Source organism: Legionella erythra, assembly GCF_001467615.1.
GTDB classification, from domain to species: domain Bacteria; phylum Pseudomonadota; class Gammaproteobacteria; order Legionellales; family Legionellaceae; genus Legionella_C; species Legionella_C erythra.
Map to the genome: position 1 here is coordinate 126,983 of NZ_LNYA01000032.1, position 13,336 is coordinate 140,318.

The window sequence follows — 13,336 nt, forward strand, 5'->3', positions numbered from 1 at the left end:
TTATGTGCACAATCCATGACCGTCTCGATTCAAGATCCATGGATACTGCGCGTAAAGTACAGCAGCTGGCTCAACGGGTATTTTGATGCGTTTGCTTTGAAAACGGGGTGTCTTTGCAGCATGCAAAGGCTGAGATTATACCCATTGAACCTGTACGGATCATGCCGGCGTAGGGATTTTTATGTTACTCGATTTATCAGGCACCTTAGCCTCACTGTTGTGTACCTTTTACCTCATTCGTTTAAGTCGAAGCGCCTGGATTCTGGGCTTGATAGCCAACCTCATCAATGGCTGGCTATACTGGCATAAAGGCATTTATGCCGACACCCTGCTTGAAGGGTTTTATTTACTTAGCACTGGTTACGGCTGGCTGAAATGGCAAAAAACACCGGAGAAGAACAGCCGCGAAATTCGCTCGCTGTCATTCCATCAATGGCTTTTGGTGGGTCTTGCATTCGTCAGTCTCTATTTTTTGATTGTCAGTGGTCTTATGCACTTCACATCAACCACCGTGGCTCAACTTGATGCCTTAACCACAGCATTAAGCTTGATCGCGCAGGTATTGATGTGTCATAAAATCTTGCAAAGCTGGCTGTTGTGGTTAGTGACTGATGCGGTGTACGCTTATCTTTATTGGCTAAAGGAACTGCCTTTCCATACTCTGTTAATGGTTGTTTACACAGGCATGGCGCTAACAGGGTATTGGATATGGATCAGACAGCAATGGATGCCTTGGCCGTCTGATCCTGTCGAACCTTAGTTACCCTACAACGGGTAAACCCGATACAGAACGAATCCAGGGTTTAAACGGAATGACTGCGGGCGGTAAATGGTTCATGGCAGCTCTTGCCTGTTCAATCTGTCCGTACTCACCCATAGTGAGAACATACCAAACGCGGCCGTTGCGGCTGACTTTTCTGACTTTGACCGCGTCATGAATACCATGAGCATGCACAAAACGTTTTAACTCCTCAGGGCTTCGTCCAGCCAGTAACTGGATGGTGAATTGACCACTTGTCTTAGCTGCAGTAGCTACTGCCCTGGCTTGTTCCTGGACCCTGGATAACGGCGGTGTGACCTTTGCCAGCTCAGGCACGGCCATGATGGGTTTGGCTGGTTGTTGGTGGTGAACCGTACGGCTTGGCTGCCGTGGGGTTGTCTCGGTGTTTCGCGCCAGCGACTTGGGAATGACCAGCACTTTATCCATGACCACCAGGTTGTCATTGGTTTCCTCATCGCTATTGGAAATCTCAATCATCCGCTTTAGAGGCGGCGGTTGCAGTGCCTGAGTAGTGACTGCCACATTAAAAGGCGGAATCTCACTGACCAATGGCTTGTCAATGGGTAAGAGCCTTGAAACAGCCGGTTGTTCCTGCAAAGAGGCAGGCTGCGTGGATGCCAGGTTTTTTTCAGATAAAGAAAACGACAGCGTCCGCCGTAATTCGTCCTGATTTTGCCAGATATAATGACCAGCCAGACCCACAATCACCAGACTGGCAGTCAGAGTCAGTCGTTTGGCCAGGGATTTGGGTTTTGGAGGTTCTTTTAATGCATCGGCACTGAAGAAATTATGCATTTCAAGGTTAATGCGCGCAATCTCACCGCCTGTTAACTGATAAAACTGCTTTAACCGATCCGAAGACATGGTTTTTTCCAATCGTTTTGGAGAGGGCAGGTAACTTAAAAGGTAAGTTTTTGTTTCACTTTCGCTCAACGATCCGGGGGTAATGGTATGAATCAGATTTTTATAATCATCTTTGTCCAGACGATTTAAGCTGCCAATCAAGGAATAATCGCAAACAATACACAAATGGAAAAAGGCAGCGCCTTCCTGGGCTTTGACAATCTCCAGAACTTCTTTGAGAAACTCATCAGGCACATGCTGCGCATCGTCGATAATCATTAAAACGTGCGCTTTCCTTTCATTAATTTGCTCCACCAGACTGGCCAATGTAGGCTGAGCATCATCACGAAGATGAAATGCTTCCACCATCTGCGCTAAAAAATCGTCAGCTGAAAATGGCGCTGCAGCCGTCATGGTATGGAATTTGATGCCTGGATCCAGATTGGCCGTCAGCAATTGGATAAAGGTGCTTTTGCCACCGCCCTGCTCGGCAAGAACCGCCATCAGGACATTATTGAACAAGACCAAATGGTTAATAAAATCAATTTTGGCAAGCCAGGATGCCGGCTTAAATGGCGCATCCAAAGACTGCCTGCTGCTTTCACCCTTGTTTGACATGGATAACTTCTCCTTCTACAGCACACTTCAATACCTCACGCAAAGCCGTTTCTGTTACCTCATCAATAGAACAGTCACCGATGGCTTTAAGCAGGATGAAGCGCAACTTATTATTTTTAATTTTTTTATCCTGCGACATTATGGCACGCAACGCCTCAAGGGAAACATCCCGGGGAATGCGCGACGGTAATTTCGCGAGATTCAACAACTCATCAATCAGAACAACCTGATCTTCCTCAATGAAACCCAATAAAGCGGAGAGCTTTGCGGCACAATAGAGGCCTATGGCCACTGCTTCACCATGCAGCCAGCGCTGATACTGGCTGTATGTTTCCAGTGCATGGGCAAAGGTATGACCCAAATTAAGCAAAGCCCTTCTGCCGGCCTCACGCTCATCCTCCGCTACAATCCCCGCTTTAATTCGGCAGCATTCGCGCACTATCTCGGCCAGAGCAGGTGAATTTTTATCAGCCAACCCCTTCTTCAAGGCGTGATACACCAATTCAAAAAAATCGCCGCCTTGAAGCAATGCGTATTTAATGACCTCTGCAAGCCCCGCTCTAAATTCACGCGGCGGCAAGGTGTTTAAGGTGTCAAGATCAATAATGACTGCATCAGGCTGATAAAAACTGCCAATCAGGTTTTTACCGGCCGGGTGGTTTATCGCGGTTTTCCCGCCAATGGAGGCATCAACCTGGGCCAGCAGGCTGGTCGGAATCTGGATAAAATGCGTGCCGCGATGGTAAGTCGAGGCCGCAAATCCAGTGATATCGCCAATAACCCCCCCGCCCAGAGCAATCAGGGTTGTGTCACGATGATGCTGCCGCTGAATCAACTCATCATAGATTCGAGCCAGGCTTTGCTGTTCCTTGTAAATCTCGCCATCCGGCAAAATCAGATGGTCGCATTGCCTGTCAGCAAAGAATTGACGCACGTTATCCAGGTATAAAGGTGCAATCGTCTCGTTGCTGATGATCATAACCTGCCTGGATTTGACCGTCTCTGCGAATAAATCTGCCTGAGACAACAAATCGTGACCAATAATGACGGGGTAGGTTTTTGCAGGCAATGTAACCTGCAAGGTCCAACTCGCGCTAAACTTCGCCATAGATGTATTTTATAATGTTATTGGCGACAGCCTTGACTGTGAGTTTATCCGTTTCAAAACTGACATCGGCGAGTTCTTCATAAAACGGTTCGCGTTCATCGCGCAGCATTTCCAGGCGTCCTTCCAAATCATCGGTTTGCAATAGAGGGCGCTTGGTATCACGTTTGGTGCGCTCGAATTGCTGTTGCAGCGAAGTTTTTAAATAAATGACGGTACCACGCCCAGCCAGTGCATTGCGGTTCTCGGGAAGCATGACCACGCCTCCCCCAGTCGCCAGCACAATATTGGTTTTCTGCGTTAATTCGTCAATGACTTTTTGTTCGCGTCGGCGAAGTCCCTCTTCCCCCTCCATATCATAAATCCAGGAAATATCGGCACCAGCACGTTCTTCTATTACTTCGTCTGAATCAAAGAACTCAAGTTTGAGCTCTTTTGCCAAAGTACGGCCAATGGTACTTTTTCCTGCACCCATCGGTCCGATTAGAAATATATTTCGTACTTTAACTATGCTCATTTTTAATTACATACCTCTTCGCTGAACATGAATAAACGCAATATCCATGTTGTTTAACATAGTGTGAGCCTTTATTTAAAAGGCCCGACAGGCTTCCCGAATTTATCCAACTCACAACCCTTGGCAACCGCCTTTCCCCGTCCTTCAACGGTGGTAATGGACAAGGTGTTTGTTATTATCCTAGGAGTAATGAAAATGAGCAACTCCTCATTTTTAATTGATGTGGATGTATTTCGGAATAATGCACCAACCACAGGCAATTCTCCCAGGAAAGGTACGCGATTAATGGCATTGTTTTTATCCTGTTTATAAATTCCCCCCAAAACAATGGTCTGGCCATTATTCACCAAGACATTGGTCTGTATCTCTTTAGTGAGAATGGAGGGTACGCCATTAAACGTTTGAGCGGAAGGGGTATCCTGATTAATCTGCAAATCCATCATGATTTTGCTGTCAGGTGTTATTTGCGGCGTCACCTTAAGACTCAATACCGCCTTTTTGAACGCAACGGCCGTGGCTCCGCTTGAAGTTGCTTCCTGATAAGGGATTTCCTCACCCGATTCAATGACAGCCGCCTGTTGGTTGGTGGTGATTAATCGCGGGCTGGCAATGACCTCACCCCGTCCCTCGCTTTCCAGCGCCGAGAGTTCCAGATCCAGCAGAATGCCATCGCCCAGCTTCGCTAAGGCAATACCAATGGAGGCAGGCGATGCAGAAACCGGTACCGCGGCTAAATCGAGGTTTAAACGATCCGCCAGCGGCGTGACGTCTGCCGGCGCAATGCCCTGCTCCATCTGGTTGGCACCGCTTAAGGTACCGCTTAAGTGAGTGGGTCTTGACACACCAAAGCGAATCCCCAAATCCCGGGCGAAATCTTTCGTCACGTTCACAATCCGTGCTTCAATGAGTACCTGTTTGACTGGAATATCCAGCTGCTTGACCAATTCGCGGATTTCTTCAATTTGAAGACCGGTATCCTGAATCCAAATGGTATTGGTGCGCGCATCCACGCTCAGATTACCGCGTTTGGACAACAGCGACGTGTTTTTATCCTTTAAAAGCGTGGCAATATCCGCTGCTTTCGCGTAATTGATCTGCAGCAGTTCGGAACGAAGCGGGGCTAAACTTGTCACTTCCTGCTGCGCTTTCAATTCTTCTTTTTCACGCTTTAACAAATCCTCCGACGGAGCAATCATCATTATATTTCCGGTTCTGCGCTTATCCAGGCCATTGGTTTTAAGGATAATATCCAGCGCCTGATCCCAGGGAATATCATTTAAGCGAAGGGTAATGTTATTGGTGACCTTATCGCTGACCACAATGTTGATGCCGGTAAATTCAGCTAGCAACTGAAGCACGGAGCGCACCGGAATATTCTGGAAGTTCAAGGAGATGCGTTTGCCGACAAAGACTTCTTTCTTCAATTTAGCCTGTTTGATCTCTTCCTCGGTTAGCGGGAAGACATCGACCATGAACTGCTTGTTCACCTGATAAGCAAAATGGCCATAATCACCCTTGGATGTCAGCGTCATACGGACATTTTTTCCTTCCTGCTGCACCGAAATTAATTGCGCAGGGCTTTGAAAGTCACGCACATCGTAGCGCTTGGCCAATTGCGGCGGCACGCTGGTGCTCATAAAATTAACCACAATTTCACGGCCTGTCTGAGTGACATCAATAGGGATACTGCTGTCAGACACGCTAACGACCACGCGTCCCCTTTTAGTGGTGCCACGGAAATCAATGTTGTTAATCCGGTGTTTGGTATTGGATGCCGCCCGGTTACTGACAAAAATTTCTTTTCTTTCCTGGAAGAGTTGATTGCTCTTGCCGCTTAAGGTCAGGGAATACACATTGCCAGTCACATAACCGGAGTAAGCGACTGAACCGTCGAGATTAAGGATAGCCCGTACCCTGTCGCCGACAGAAACAATTTTATAGTCTGTCAGGGAACCAATGTCGATTTTCTTGGTCTGCATGGCGGGATGCAGCTGATTGGCGCTGTGAATAAAATCCAGAATGAGCCGCGACGGCTTTTGAGTAATAAAGCTTGCAGGCATCTGCTTGACCGGTTCAGCAAACTGGAAATCAAGGCGCACGCGGTTATCCGGTAGCGGCATGGTCTTAATCCCTACCAACGCGTTATCTTTGGCAAAGACCTGCCCCAGGCAAAAGGTCAATAGTAACGCTGTAATCATCTTACGCAAGGTAGACTCCTATTGAGGCGCGTTTAAATTAATCGTGGTGATTTGCTTCTTCCACTTCCCTGCAATTTGTGTTGTTTCTTCCAACTTCAATAACTCGTTACTGATGCTTATAATTTTTCCAAAATTCTGCCCCATGTAATCACCCGGCTTAACCCGCACGATTTCGCCGTCGGGCTTGCTGATTAATCCCCAGACTGTCGCATTTTCTTTTAATACACCCACGAATTTGAGGGAATCCAGCGGGTATTGTTCCAGCGGTTGCTTGGGGCGATTGGTGTTGGGCGCCAGTTTGTCTTCGGTGATTTTGATTTCTTTGGGTTTAAACGGGCTGCGGCGGCTATCCACTTCAGGGTAAGTAAATTTGGGCAACGGCGCTACTTGCGGGATGGGCTCAATGGGCCTGCCGGGTCTTGATTTGATCGCATTGATGTAACGCGTCAGCTCCGAATCAGCAGACGAGGTGCATCCTGCCAGGATAACAGCCAGGCTTAATAATACGGCCTTGTGCAATACGCTTGTCTTGACGGTCATAGTGTCCGGTACCGGTATATTTTTGCTGTAATTTTCATTTCCAAAAGATCAGGATTAGTCACGGGTTTAGCGCCGGGTTGTTGTTTATTTTTATCAGAAAGATTGACAATTTCAAAATCATGCAGGGTAACAATGCGGCTCATCTCGGCAATACGGCTTAAAAACAGCGCCAGTTGGTGATAATTGCCCACCACCGTGATATTAATGGGTAATTCCACGTAGAAATCATGGACAACCTCAGGCTGCGGCGCAAAGAGTTCGAATGTCAAGCCACTTGAAATACCGGTTTTCGAGATATCTTCCAGCAGACCAGGCATTTCGTTTTGTGCCGGCAATTGCTTAAGCATATTGCCAAAACGCTCATTCATAATCTGAAGTTGAACGCGGTAAGCCTGTAAATTCACTGCCTGCTGCTGCTTTTGTTCAAATTCTGTTTTGAGCGTAGCCTGCTGGGCGAGTAAAGCATCATGCTGCTCGAAATTGGGTTTCACGATTACCCAATAACCAATCCCAATGAGGATAAGTGCCAGTAATACCGCCATAAAATACTTAACCGGCGCCGGCCACTGCCCCACATTATCAAACGTCAATTCATTGAGATTAAAATTGTTCATGGTTTTGGTTTAACCGGGTTCGTGGTTGAAGGCTGCAATTCCTGCTTCAACTCAGGTTTTAAGATAAAACTTAATTTAAATTCATTTTTATTGCTGGTCTTTGTATCCGCCGGGGCATTGGGATCAGCCGCCGCAGGATTAGCTGTTGTTTTTTTAATTTCCGTAAGTACCGGATCTTTAATCCAGGGGTTGCGTTCGATATTGCGCATCAACATGGACACGTTGGTATTGGATTCGGAATACCCAAGTACTGTGATCCGGTCTTCACTACGCTGTACCTGCGTTAAATAAACCCCATCCGGCACAACTTTAACCAACTCGTCAAAAAGATGCACAGTAAGCGTACGCGTAGCCTGCAGATTCTGAACAATGGTCATGCGCGAGATCAAGGCTTCCCGGATTTCCTTCAGCTTTTTAATTTCCTCAATCTGCTGATTGAGCGTGTTAATTTCATCCTGGAGACGCTGATTGCGTTGTGTCTCGCCATCCACGAGGCTCGTAGCATAATAATTAAACAGAAAGACGGTACCTGCGGCAAAAATCAGGGCAGCAAGCAGCATGGTGGTGAATTGCTTTTTTTCGTGTTCGCGCTTGATTTCCCGCCAGGGTAAGAGGTTTATTTCTGTCATCGCATCACCCTACTGTTCTCAGAGCAAGACCGCAAGCGACCAATAACGACGGCGCCTGACTGACGACCTCATCGCGATTAACGTGCTTACCAAAATCCATTTCATGCAAGGGGTCAGCCACACTGGTCGGTATCCCTGTTTTTTCCTGTACCAGGCCAGCCAGATTAGGCAATCGGGCCACACCACCGGCTAAAATAATATGATCAACAAAACCATGATGGCTGGTTGAAAAGAAAAATTGCAGGGTCCGTTTCACCTGCAACAAAATCATTTCAATAAAGGGAGCAAGCACTTCTTCTTCATAATTTTCTGGCAGGTTACCCTCCGCCTTCATTAAAGCGGCCTGTTCAAAGCTCACCTGATACTGCGCAGCAATGGAATCAATTAATTGTTTGCCGCCGAACTCTTCCTCACGGGTAAAAATAATTTTCATGCCGTGCAGGACAAAAAGGTGGGTATACAGGGCACCGATGTCAATAACAGCGACAATTTTATCCAGCCCCTGTGCCGGTAACTCTTTGGCTAGCAAATGCGCGGCGCGCTCCACGGCGAATGACTCCACGTCCACAATTTTAGCCTCAAGCCCGGCGCGGGTTACGGCTTCGACACGGCCGCCGACATTCTCCGCGCGGGAGGCCACAATCAGGACATCCAGCATGGCGGAATTTTTCGGGGAATGACCCAAGACCTCAAAATCAATATTGATCTCATCGATTGGATAAGGGATGTATTTATCAGCTTCCATGACAATGAGTTCTTCGATTTCGGCATCGTTCAACCCATCGTTTATTTGAACGACCTTGCTGATAACGGCTGAATCAGGAACAGCCACCACGGCGTGTTTGCCAGATAAATGAGCTTTGGATAAAACCCGTTTGATGCACATGGCCACGGCCTCAATGTCTTTGACCGTGTTGCCTTCAATGGCGTTAGCCGGCAGGGGTTCAGCCCCATACCCTTCAATGCGGTATTTATTATCGGTGCTTGAAATTTCCAACACTTTGACAGAGGAAGAAGTAATATCAATTCCAATGATTGAACGGCTTTTAGGTTTAAACAGTTTGAGCACGTATTTTTTCTCCCTGCACTGAAATACTTAATATTTAAACCTATAATGGTATCCAAACCGATGACGCTTTTTTCATGTTAACGTAAGCGTTTAAAAAATGGAATATTTTGCCTTTTTTTCAGTAGATTCTACCTGATATTTGACTTATTAATGGCAAATTGCTTAATTTATTCTCGCATTCGCTTCACCGCCTCACCTTGTTAACCACTGGCAACCAAACAAGTTAACACTCTTCATAATAAAACCATTTCACTTTTCTATTAATCTATCTGTATAACCCTTGCTCTCACGCCGGCAATTACATATAGTGAAAGACCGCCGGCAATTTGTTCCGGATTATCTGCAAAAAGGAGTTTTGTATGTCTCGTTTACAAGAATTGGTCAACGCCGTGGCTCGAGTCATTATCAATTATTATGAGGAAACTCAGTCACAGAATATTGACGTTGCATTAGATGTGCTTTTCGCCAAACCCCACGAACTCTTCGTGACAGAACTGGGTAAAATCATTAATGCAATTGAATCGAAAGGTTATCACGATAGACTCCCTCTCTTGAAATATGCCAAAGCGGTTATCAATGACATCAGACCTCTGGTGGAAAAAGGAACTTCATTGTCTCCAGAAGAAGCCGTCCTGGTCAAAAACATCCTGCGATCGTTTGTTGCCGATTGCGGTTTGCTGTTGAAAACCGACCAAGGAAAAAAACACTCCATACTGTACAATGGAGAAACAGTGGAAATGAAAGGTTGCATTCGAGGCGTCATGAGCCGCTATACCTACACTGTCAGCGGTACAGTTCTAAACGACATCTTTTTCTCTTCGCATTCTAAATTTCAGTTTCCCTTATTCCCTGCCCCAATCCAGGACAAAGCGACCTTAAGTGAAATCGAGTTGATGATTTCAGCCTTCATTAAAGAGCATCAAGACTACCTGAAGAATCATGAGGAACTGCAAAAAGAAAATGACGCTTTAAAAAAGGAAAATGATCTTCTGAGAAAACAATGTGAGGAGCAGGCAGCCCGTTTTGAAATGCTTTTGAAAAACCATCAGGAGCTGCAGAAAAAACTGGAACAACTGGACGTAATCACTCAGCAAATGGACGAGTTGGCAGGTAGCAAACACACGCTTGAACTAACCTTAAAGGCAACCACAGCAGCTTACGACGAATTGGGAGACCGCTACAGTGCTCTTAAAAAAGAATCAGATGAACACGAAGTCCGTCAGGAACAAGCGTTATGCGAGGTGAAGCAGGCCCTTAAGGAACTTCAACAACGCATTCAATCATTGACAGTTGACAATACAGCGCTCACTCAATCACTAAAACAAAAAGAAGAGGCTTATAAGTTATTGGAAGTGGAAGTCTTGAAATTACGGGAAGAAAACAGCACATTTCGTCATTCCGGGACAAGAGAAGGCCTGGCAAGCCTTGTGCAAAACAGAGCCAGAGGACCCTATTACGGGATACATACCTTTCCGTTTTTCTCAGGTTATAATCCCCTCACTCTCACACCGGAGTGGAAAGAAAGTGATACACCTTCTTCGCCTTCCCCCACCTCTACTCCTAACGAATAAAATGCCGCCCCTTGTTATTCAGGGGGCCCCCTTCTTCTTCCCGGTTAAAATTCGCAATATTCTGCAAAATAGCGGTATAATCGCAGCATTGTTACTTTTAAAGATGAATCTCAGTCAGTATGAAAAAGCCAGCCTATTTTTGGCGTAAGGGTCTCTGGGCATTATGCAGCCTTTTCTTTTTATTGATTATTGGCGTCAGCTTTCTTTATATCTATCTGGAAAGCCAGCTACCCGATATTGATTTTTTAAAGACCGTGCAATTGCAAGTTCCCTTGCGTATTTATACGCAGGAAGGCTTGTTAATTCAAGAATACGGTGAAAAAAGACGCATCCCCTTAACCTATGACGAGATTCCAAAAACCCTGGTTTACGCCCTGCTGGCCACGGAAGATCAACGCTTTTTCGAACACCCGGGCGTTGACATTTTTGGCTTGGGCCGTGCGACGCTGCGCATGATTCAGACCGGTACCAAATCCCAGGGCGGCAGTACCATCACCATGCAGGTGGCGCGCAACTTTCTTTTAAGCCGTAAAAAGACCTTTCTGCGTAAATTCAATGAAATCCTGCTGGCCATTAAAATCGATCGGGAGCTCAGCAAAGAGAAAATTCTCGAGTTGTATCTTAATAAAATTTATCTCGGCAACCGCGCTTATGGTGTGGGTGCGGCCGCGATTATCTATTATGGTAAGCCCTTAAAAGAGTTGAACCTTGCAGAACTGGCCATGATTGCCGGTTTGCCGCAGGCCCCCTCGACTCAAAACCCCATTGTTAATCCGGTTGCAGCCAAAAAGCGCCGCGACCATGTGCTCGAACGGCTTTTGGAAGAAAAGTACATTACCAAAGCTCAATATGATGAAGCCGTCAAACAACCAGTCACCGCCCGTTACCATGGCACCAATATCCAGGTCAAAGCACCTTATGTGGCAGAAATGATCCGGCAATCGCTTTATGAGCATTTTGGAGAAAAAGCGTATACCAAAGGGTATAAAGTCTATACCACCATCCAAGGACCCTTGCAGCTGGCTGCCAATGACGTCATCGAAAACCACCTGATTGCTTACGATCACCGCCACGGTTACCGCGGCCCGGTGACTAACCTCGGCAACATTCACGGGAAGTCAACCGAGGAATTACGCAAGCTCCTGAGTAAGTACCCCACAGTTAACCATCTCGAGCCCGCTGTGGTCGTGGCTGTGGCAAATAAAGAAGCGCAGGCTCTCTCCCGTCAGGGTCAGGAATTAACCATTCCCTGGGAAGGCCTCTCCTGGGCAAGGCCGGCCCTACGCAAAGGCTGGGTTGGTAAAGCGCCTGGCAACGCCAGCCAGGTCGTCAAGGTTGGCGATGTGATCTATGTCCGCAATAAAGAAGATAAATGGTCGCTGACGCAAATTCCAGAAGCGGAGGCGGCTTTAGTGGCCATGAATCCTAAAAATGGCGCCCTGGAAGCATTAGTCGGCGGATTTAATTTCGAAAAGAGCAAATTTAATCGCGCCACGCAATCGAGCAGGCAACCGGGTTCAAGCTTCAAGCCGTTTATTTATGCCGCCGCCCTGAACAAAGGCTATACATTGGCCACGCTGGTCAATGACGCCCCCATTGTGGTCGATGATCCCAGCCAGCCAACCATGTGGCGTCCGCATAACGACAACCAGACCTTTGGCGGCCCTACCCGCCTGAAGGAAGCCCTGGTTCGCTCACGCAACCTGGTTTCTATCCGCGTGCTCGATGATTTAGGCCTGGACTACGCCATTGATTTCGCAACCCATTTTGGCTTCCATAAAGAGAATCTGCCGCGCGCCCTGTCGCTGGCGTTAGGCACGTTAACCGTAAGTCCCATTGATTTAACGGCAGCTTATGCGGTCTTTGCCAATGGCGGTTATAAAATTGAGCCTTATATTATCGATCACATCACGGACAATGACGGTAAAGTATTATTGCAGCAAAAACCTGCTATTGCCTGCGAAGACTGCGACCCCAAACAAGTTGACGCGTCCTCGAGAGCGCCACGGGTTATTCCTGCCGACGTGGCTTATCTGATGACGACCGCCATGAAAGACGTTGTTCAGCACGGTACTGCACGAGCGGCACGTGTACTCAACCGTCAGGACATTGCAGGCAAAACAGGCACAACCAATGACCAGGTCGATGCCTGGTTCGCCGGCTTTAATCCCGATCTCGTGGTTGTCACCTGGGTGGGCTACGATAATCCCCGTTCGCTGCATGAGTATGCTGCCAATTTAGCGCTGCCCATGTGGATTGATTTCATGAAAGTGGCTTTGTATAAAAAACCGGAGCATGAGTTTACCAAGCCGGATAATATTGTCGCTGTGCGCATCGATCCGGCCACCGGCCTGCTGGCGCGCAGCAATCAAAGCAATGCCATCACTGAGTATTTCCGGGAAGAAGATATCCCGGCAGATGATACCCCTGACGCTCAGGAATACTCCTCCCCCAATACCCAGGATAATCAACAGAGCCAGGACGATCTGTTTTAATGGATGCCCTCTCCCCAACCCTCTCCCGCAAGCGGGAGAGGGAGTATACGATGTGTGACCGGCCACATCGGTAACACCAACGACAACACAATATCTACTGATCTACCCCCGCCCATCGATAACCCCCTCTCCCTCCGGGAGAGGGTTGGGGAGAAGGGGGTACACGACCCGACACATAGCTAACACCCACGACCGACACACTGATCTACCCCCATCCATCAATAACCCCCTCTCCCTCCGGGAGAGGGTTGGGGAGAAGGGGTATACGACCCGACACATGGCTAAACACCCACGACCGACACACTGATCTACCCCCATCCATCAATAACCCCCTCTCCCTCCGGGAGAGGGTTGGG

11 protein-coding genes and 1 riboswitch are annotated in these 13,336 nt (G+C 47.5%); of the genes, 3 read left to right on the top strand and 8 right to left on the bottom strand.

Annotated elements, in window-relative coordinates; genetic code table 11:
• Positions 1-93 precede the first annotated feature (93 nt).
• Positions 94-193, top strand: a riboswitch (TPP riboswitch).
• Positions 182-760: a nicotinamide riboside transporter PnuC gene (gene pnuC, locus Lery_RS10475; protein WP_058527205.1), complete on the top strand. Its 579-nt coding sequence runs from the start codon at positions 182-184 to the stop codon at positions 758-760. (Overlaps the previous riboswitch by 12 nt.)
• Here pnuC and Lery_RS10480 read toward each other — a convergent pair whose 3' ends face one another.
• The 8 genes from Lery_RS10480 to Lery_RS10515 all read right to left on the bottom strand — a co-directional run bounded on the left by Lery_RS10480 (position 761) and on the right by Lery_RS10515 (position 8,914).
• Positions 761-2,242 carry an AAA family ATPase gene (locus Lery_RS10480; protein WP_058527206.1) on the bottom strand — a complete coding sequence of 494 codons (1,482 nt, stop codon included), beginning with the start codon at positions 2,240-2,242 and terminating at the stop codon, positions 761-763. It abuts the gene before it with no gap.
• The gene (aroB, locus tag Lery_RS10485; protein ID WP_058527207.1) at positions 2,226-3,350 is read right to left on the bottom strand and encodes a 3-dehydroquinate synthase; all 1,125 of its coding nucleotides are present in this window, start codon (positions 3,348-3,350) and stop codon (positions 2,226-2,228) included. Before aroB ends, Lery_RS10480 begins: the two co-directional genes overlap by 17 nt.
• A complete protein-coding gene (gene aroK, locus Lery_RS10490; protein ID WP_058527208.1) occupies positions 3,337-3,864 on the bottom strand; it encodes a shikimate kinase AroK in 528 nt (175 codons plus the stop codon). The genes aroB and aroK overlap by 14 nt, the downstream gene beginning before the upstream one ends.
• A 71-nt stretch (positions 3,865-3,935) precedes the next feature.
• Positions 3,936-6,071: a type IV pilus secretin PilQ gene (locus tag Lery_RS10495; protein WP_058527209.1), complete on the bottom strand. Its 2,136-nt coding sequence runs from the start codon at positions 6,069-6,071 to the stop codon at positions 3,936-3,938.
• A 9-nt stretch (positions 6,072-6,080) separates the two neighbouring features.
• Positions 6,081-6,602, bottom strand: a complete 522-nt coding sequence (locus Lery_RS10500) for a pilus assembly protein PilP (RefSeq protein WP_058527210.1) — start codon at positions 6,600-6,602, stop codon at positions 6,081-6,083.
• Positions 6,599-7,216: a type IV pilus inner membrane component PilO gene (locus Lery_RS10505; RefSeq protein WP_058527211.1), complete on the bottom strand. Its 618-nt coding sequence runs from the start codon at positions 7,214-7,216 to the stop codon at positions 6,599-6,601. The genes Lery_RS10500 and Lery_RS10505 overlap by 4 nt, the downstream gene beginning before the upstream one ends.
• The gene (locus Lery_RS10510; protein ID WP_058527212.1) at positions 7,213-7,845 is read right to left on the bottom strand and encodes a PilN domain-containing protein; all 633 of its coding nucleotides are present in this window, start codon (positions 7,843-7,845) and stop codon (positions 7,213-7,215) included. The genes Lery_RS10505 and Lery_RS10510 overlap by 4 nt, the downstream gene beginning before the upstream one ends.
• 4 nt (positions 7,846-7,849) lie before the next feature.
• Entirely contained in the window at positions 7,850-8,914 is a 1,065-nt protein-coding gene (locus tag Lery_RS10515) for a pilus assembly protein PilM (protein WP_058527213.1), read from the bottom strand.
• Positions 8,915-9,273: 359 nt separating this feature from the next.
• On the opposite strand from Lery_RS10515, the gene Lery_RS10520 reads away from it, so the two are divergent.
• Both Lery_RS10520 and Lery_RS10525 read left to right on the top strand, forming a co-directional pair.
• Positions 9,274-10,485: a hypothetical protein gene (locus Lery_RS10520; protein WP_058527214.1), complete on the top strand. Its 1,212-nt coding sequence runs from the start codon at positions 9,274-9,276 to the stop codon at positions 10,483-10,485.
• Positions 10,486-10,604: 119 nt separating this feature from the next.
• Complete coding sequence (locus tag Lery_RS10525; protein WP_058527215.1) at positions 10,605-12,980, top strand: penicillin-binding protein 1A; 2,376 nt, start codon at positions 10,605-10,607, stop codon at positions 12,978-12,980.
• Positions 12,981-13,336: the final 356 nt, after the last annotated feature.

Bases quoted from the DNA above. Each gene is read 5' to 3' on its own strand.
- pnuC (WP_058527205.1), top strand. From the start codon at position 182: ATGTTACTCGATTTATCAGGCACCTTAGCCTCACTGTTGTGTACCTTT.
- Lery_RS10480 (WP_058527206.1), bottom strand. From the start codon at position 2,242: ATGTCAAACAAGGGTGAAAGCAGCAGGCAGTCTTTGGATGCGCCATTT.
- Lery_RS10505 (WP_058527211.1), bottom strand. From the start codon at position 7,216: ATGAACAATTTTAATCTCAATGAATTGACGTTTGATAATGTGGGGCAG.
- aroK (WP_058527208.1), bottom strand. From the start codon at position 3,864: ATGAGCATAGTTAAAGTACGAAATATATTTCTAATCGGACCGATGGGT.
- Lery_RS10510 (WP_058527212.1), bottom strand. From the start codon at position 7,845: ATGACAGAAATAAACCTCTTACCCTGGCGGGAAATCAAGCGCGAACAC.
- aroB (WP_058527207.1), bottom strand. From the start codon at position 3,350: ATGGCGAAGTTTAGCGCGAGTTGGACCTTGCAGGTTACATTGCCTGCA.
- Lery_RS10500 (WP_058527210.1), bottom strand. From the start codon at position 6,602: ATGACCGTCAAGACAAGCGTATTGCACAAGGCCGTATTATTAAGCCTG.
- Lery_RS10525 (WP_058527215.1), top strand. From the start codon at position 10,605: ATGAAAAAGCCAGCCTATTTTTGGCGTAAGGGTCTCTGGGCATTATGC.
- Lery_RS10520 (WP_058527214.1), top strand. From the start codon at position 9,274: ATGTCTCGTTTACAAGAATTGGTCAACGCCGTGGCTCGAGTCATTATC.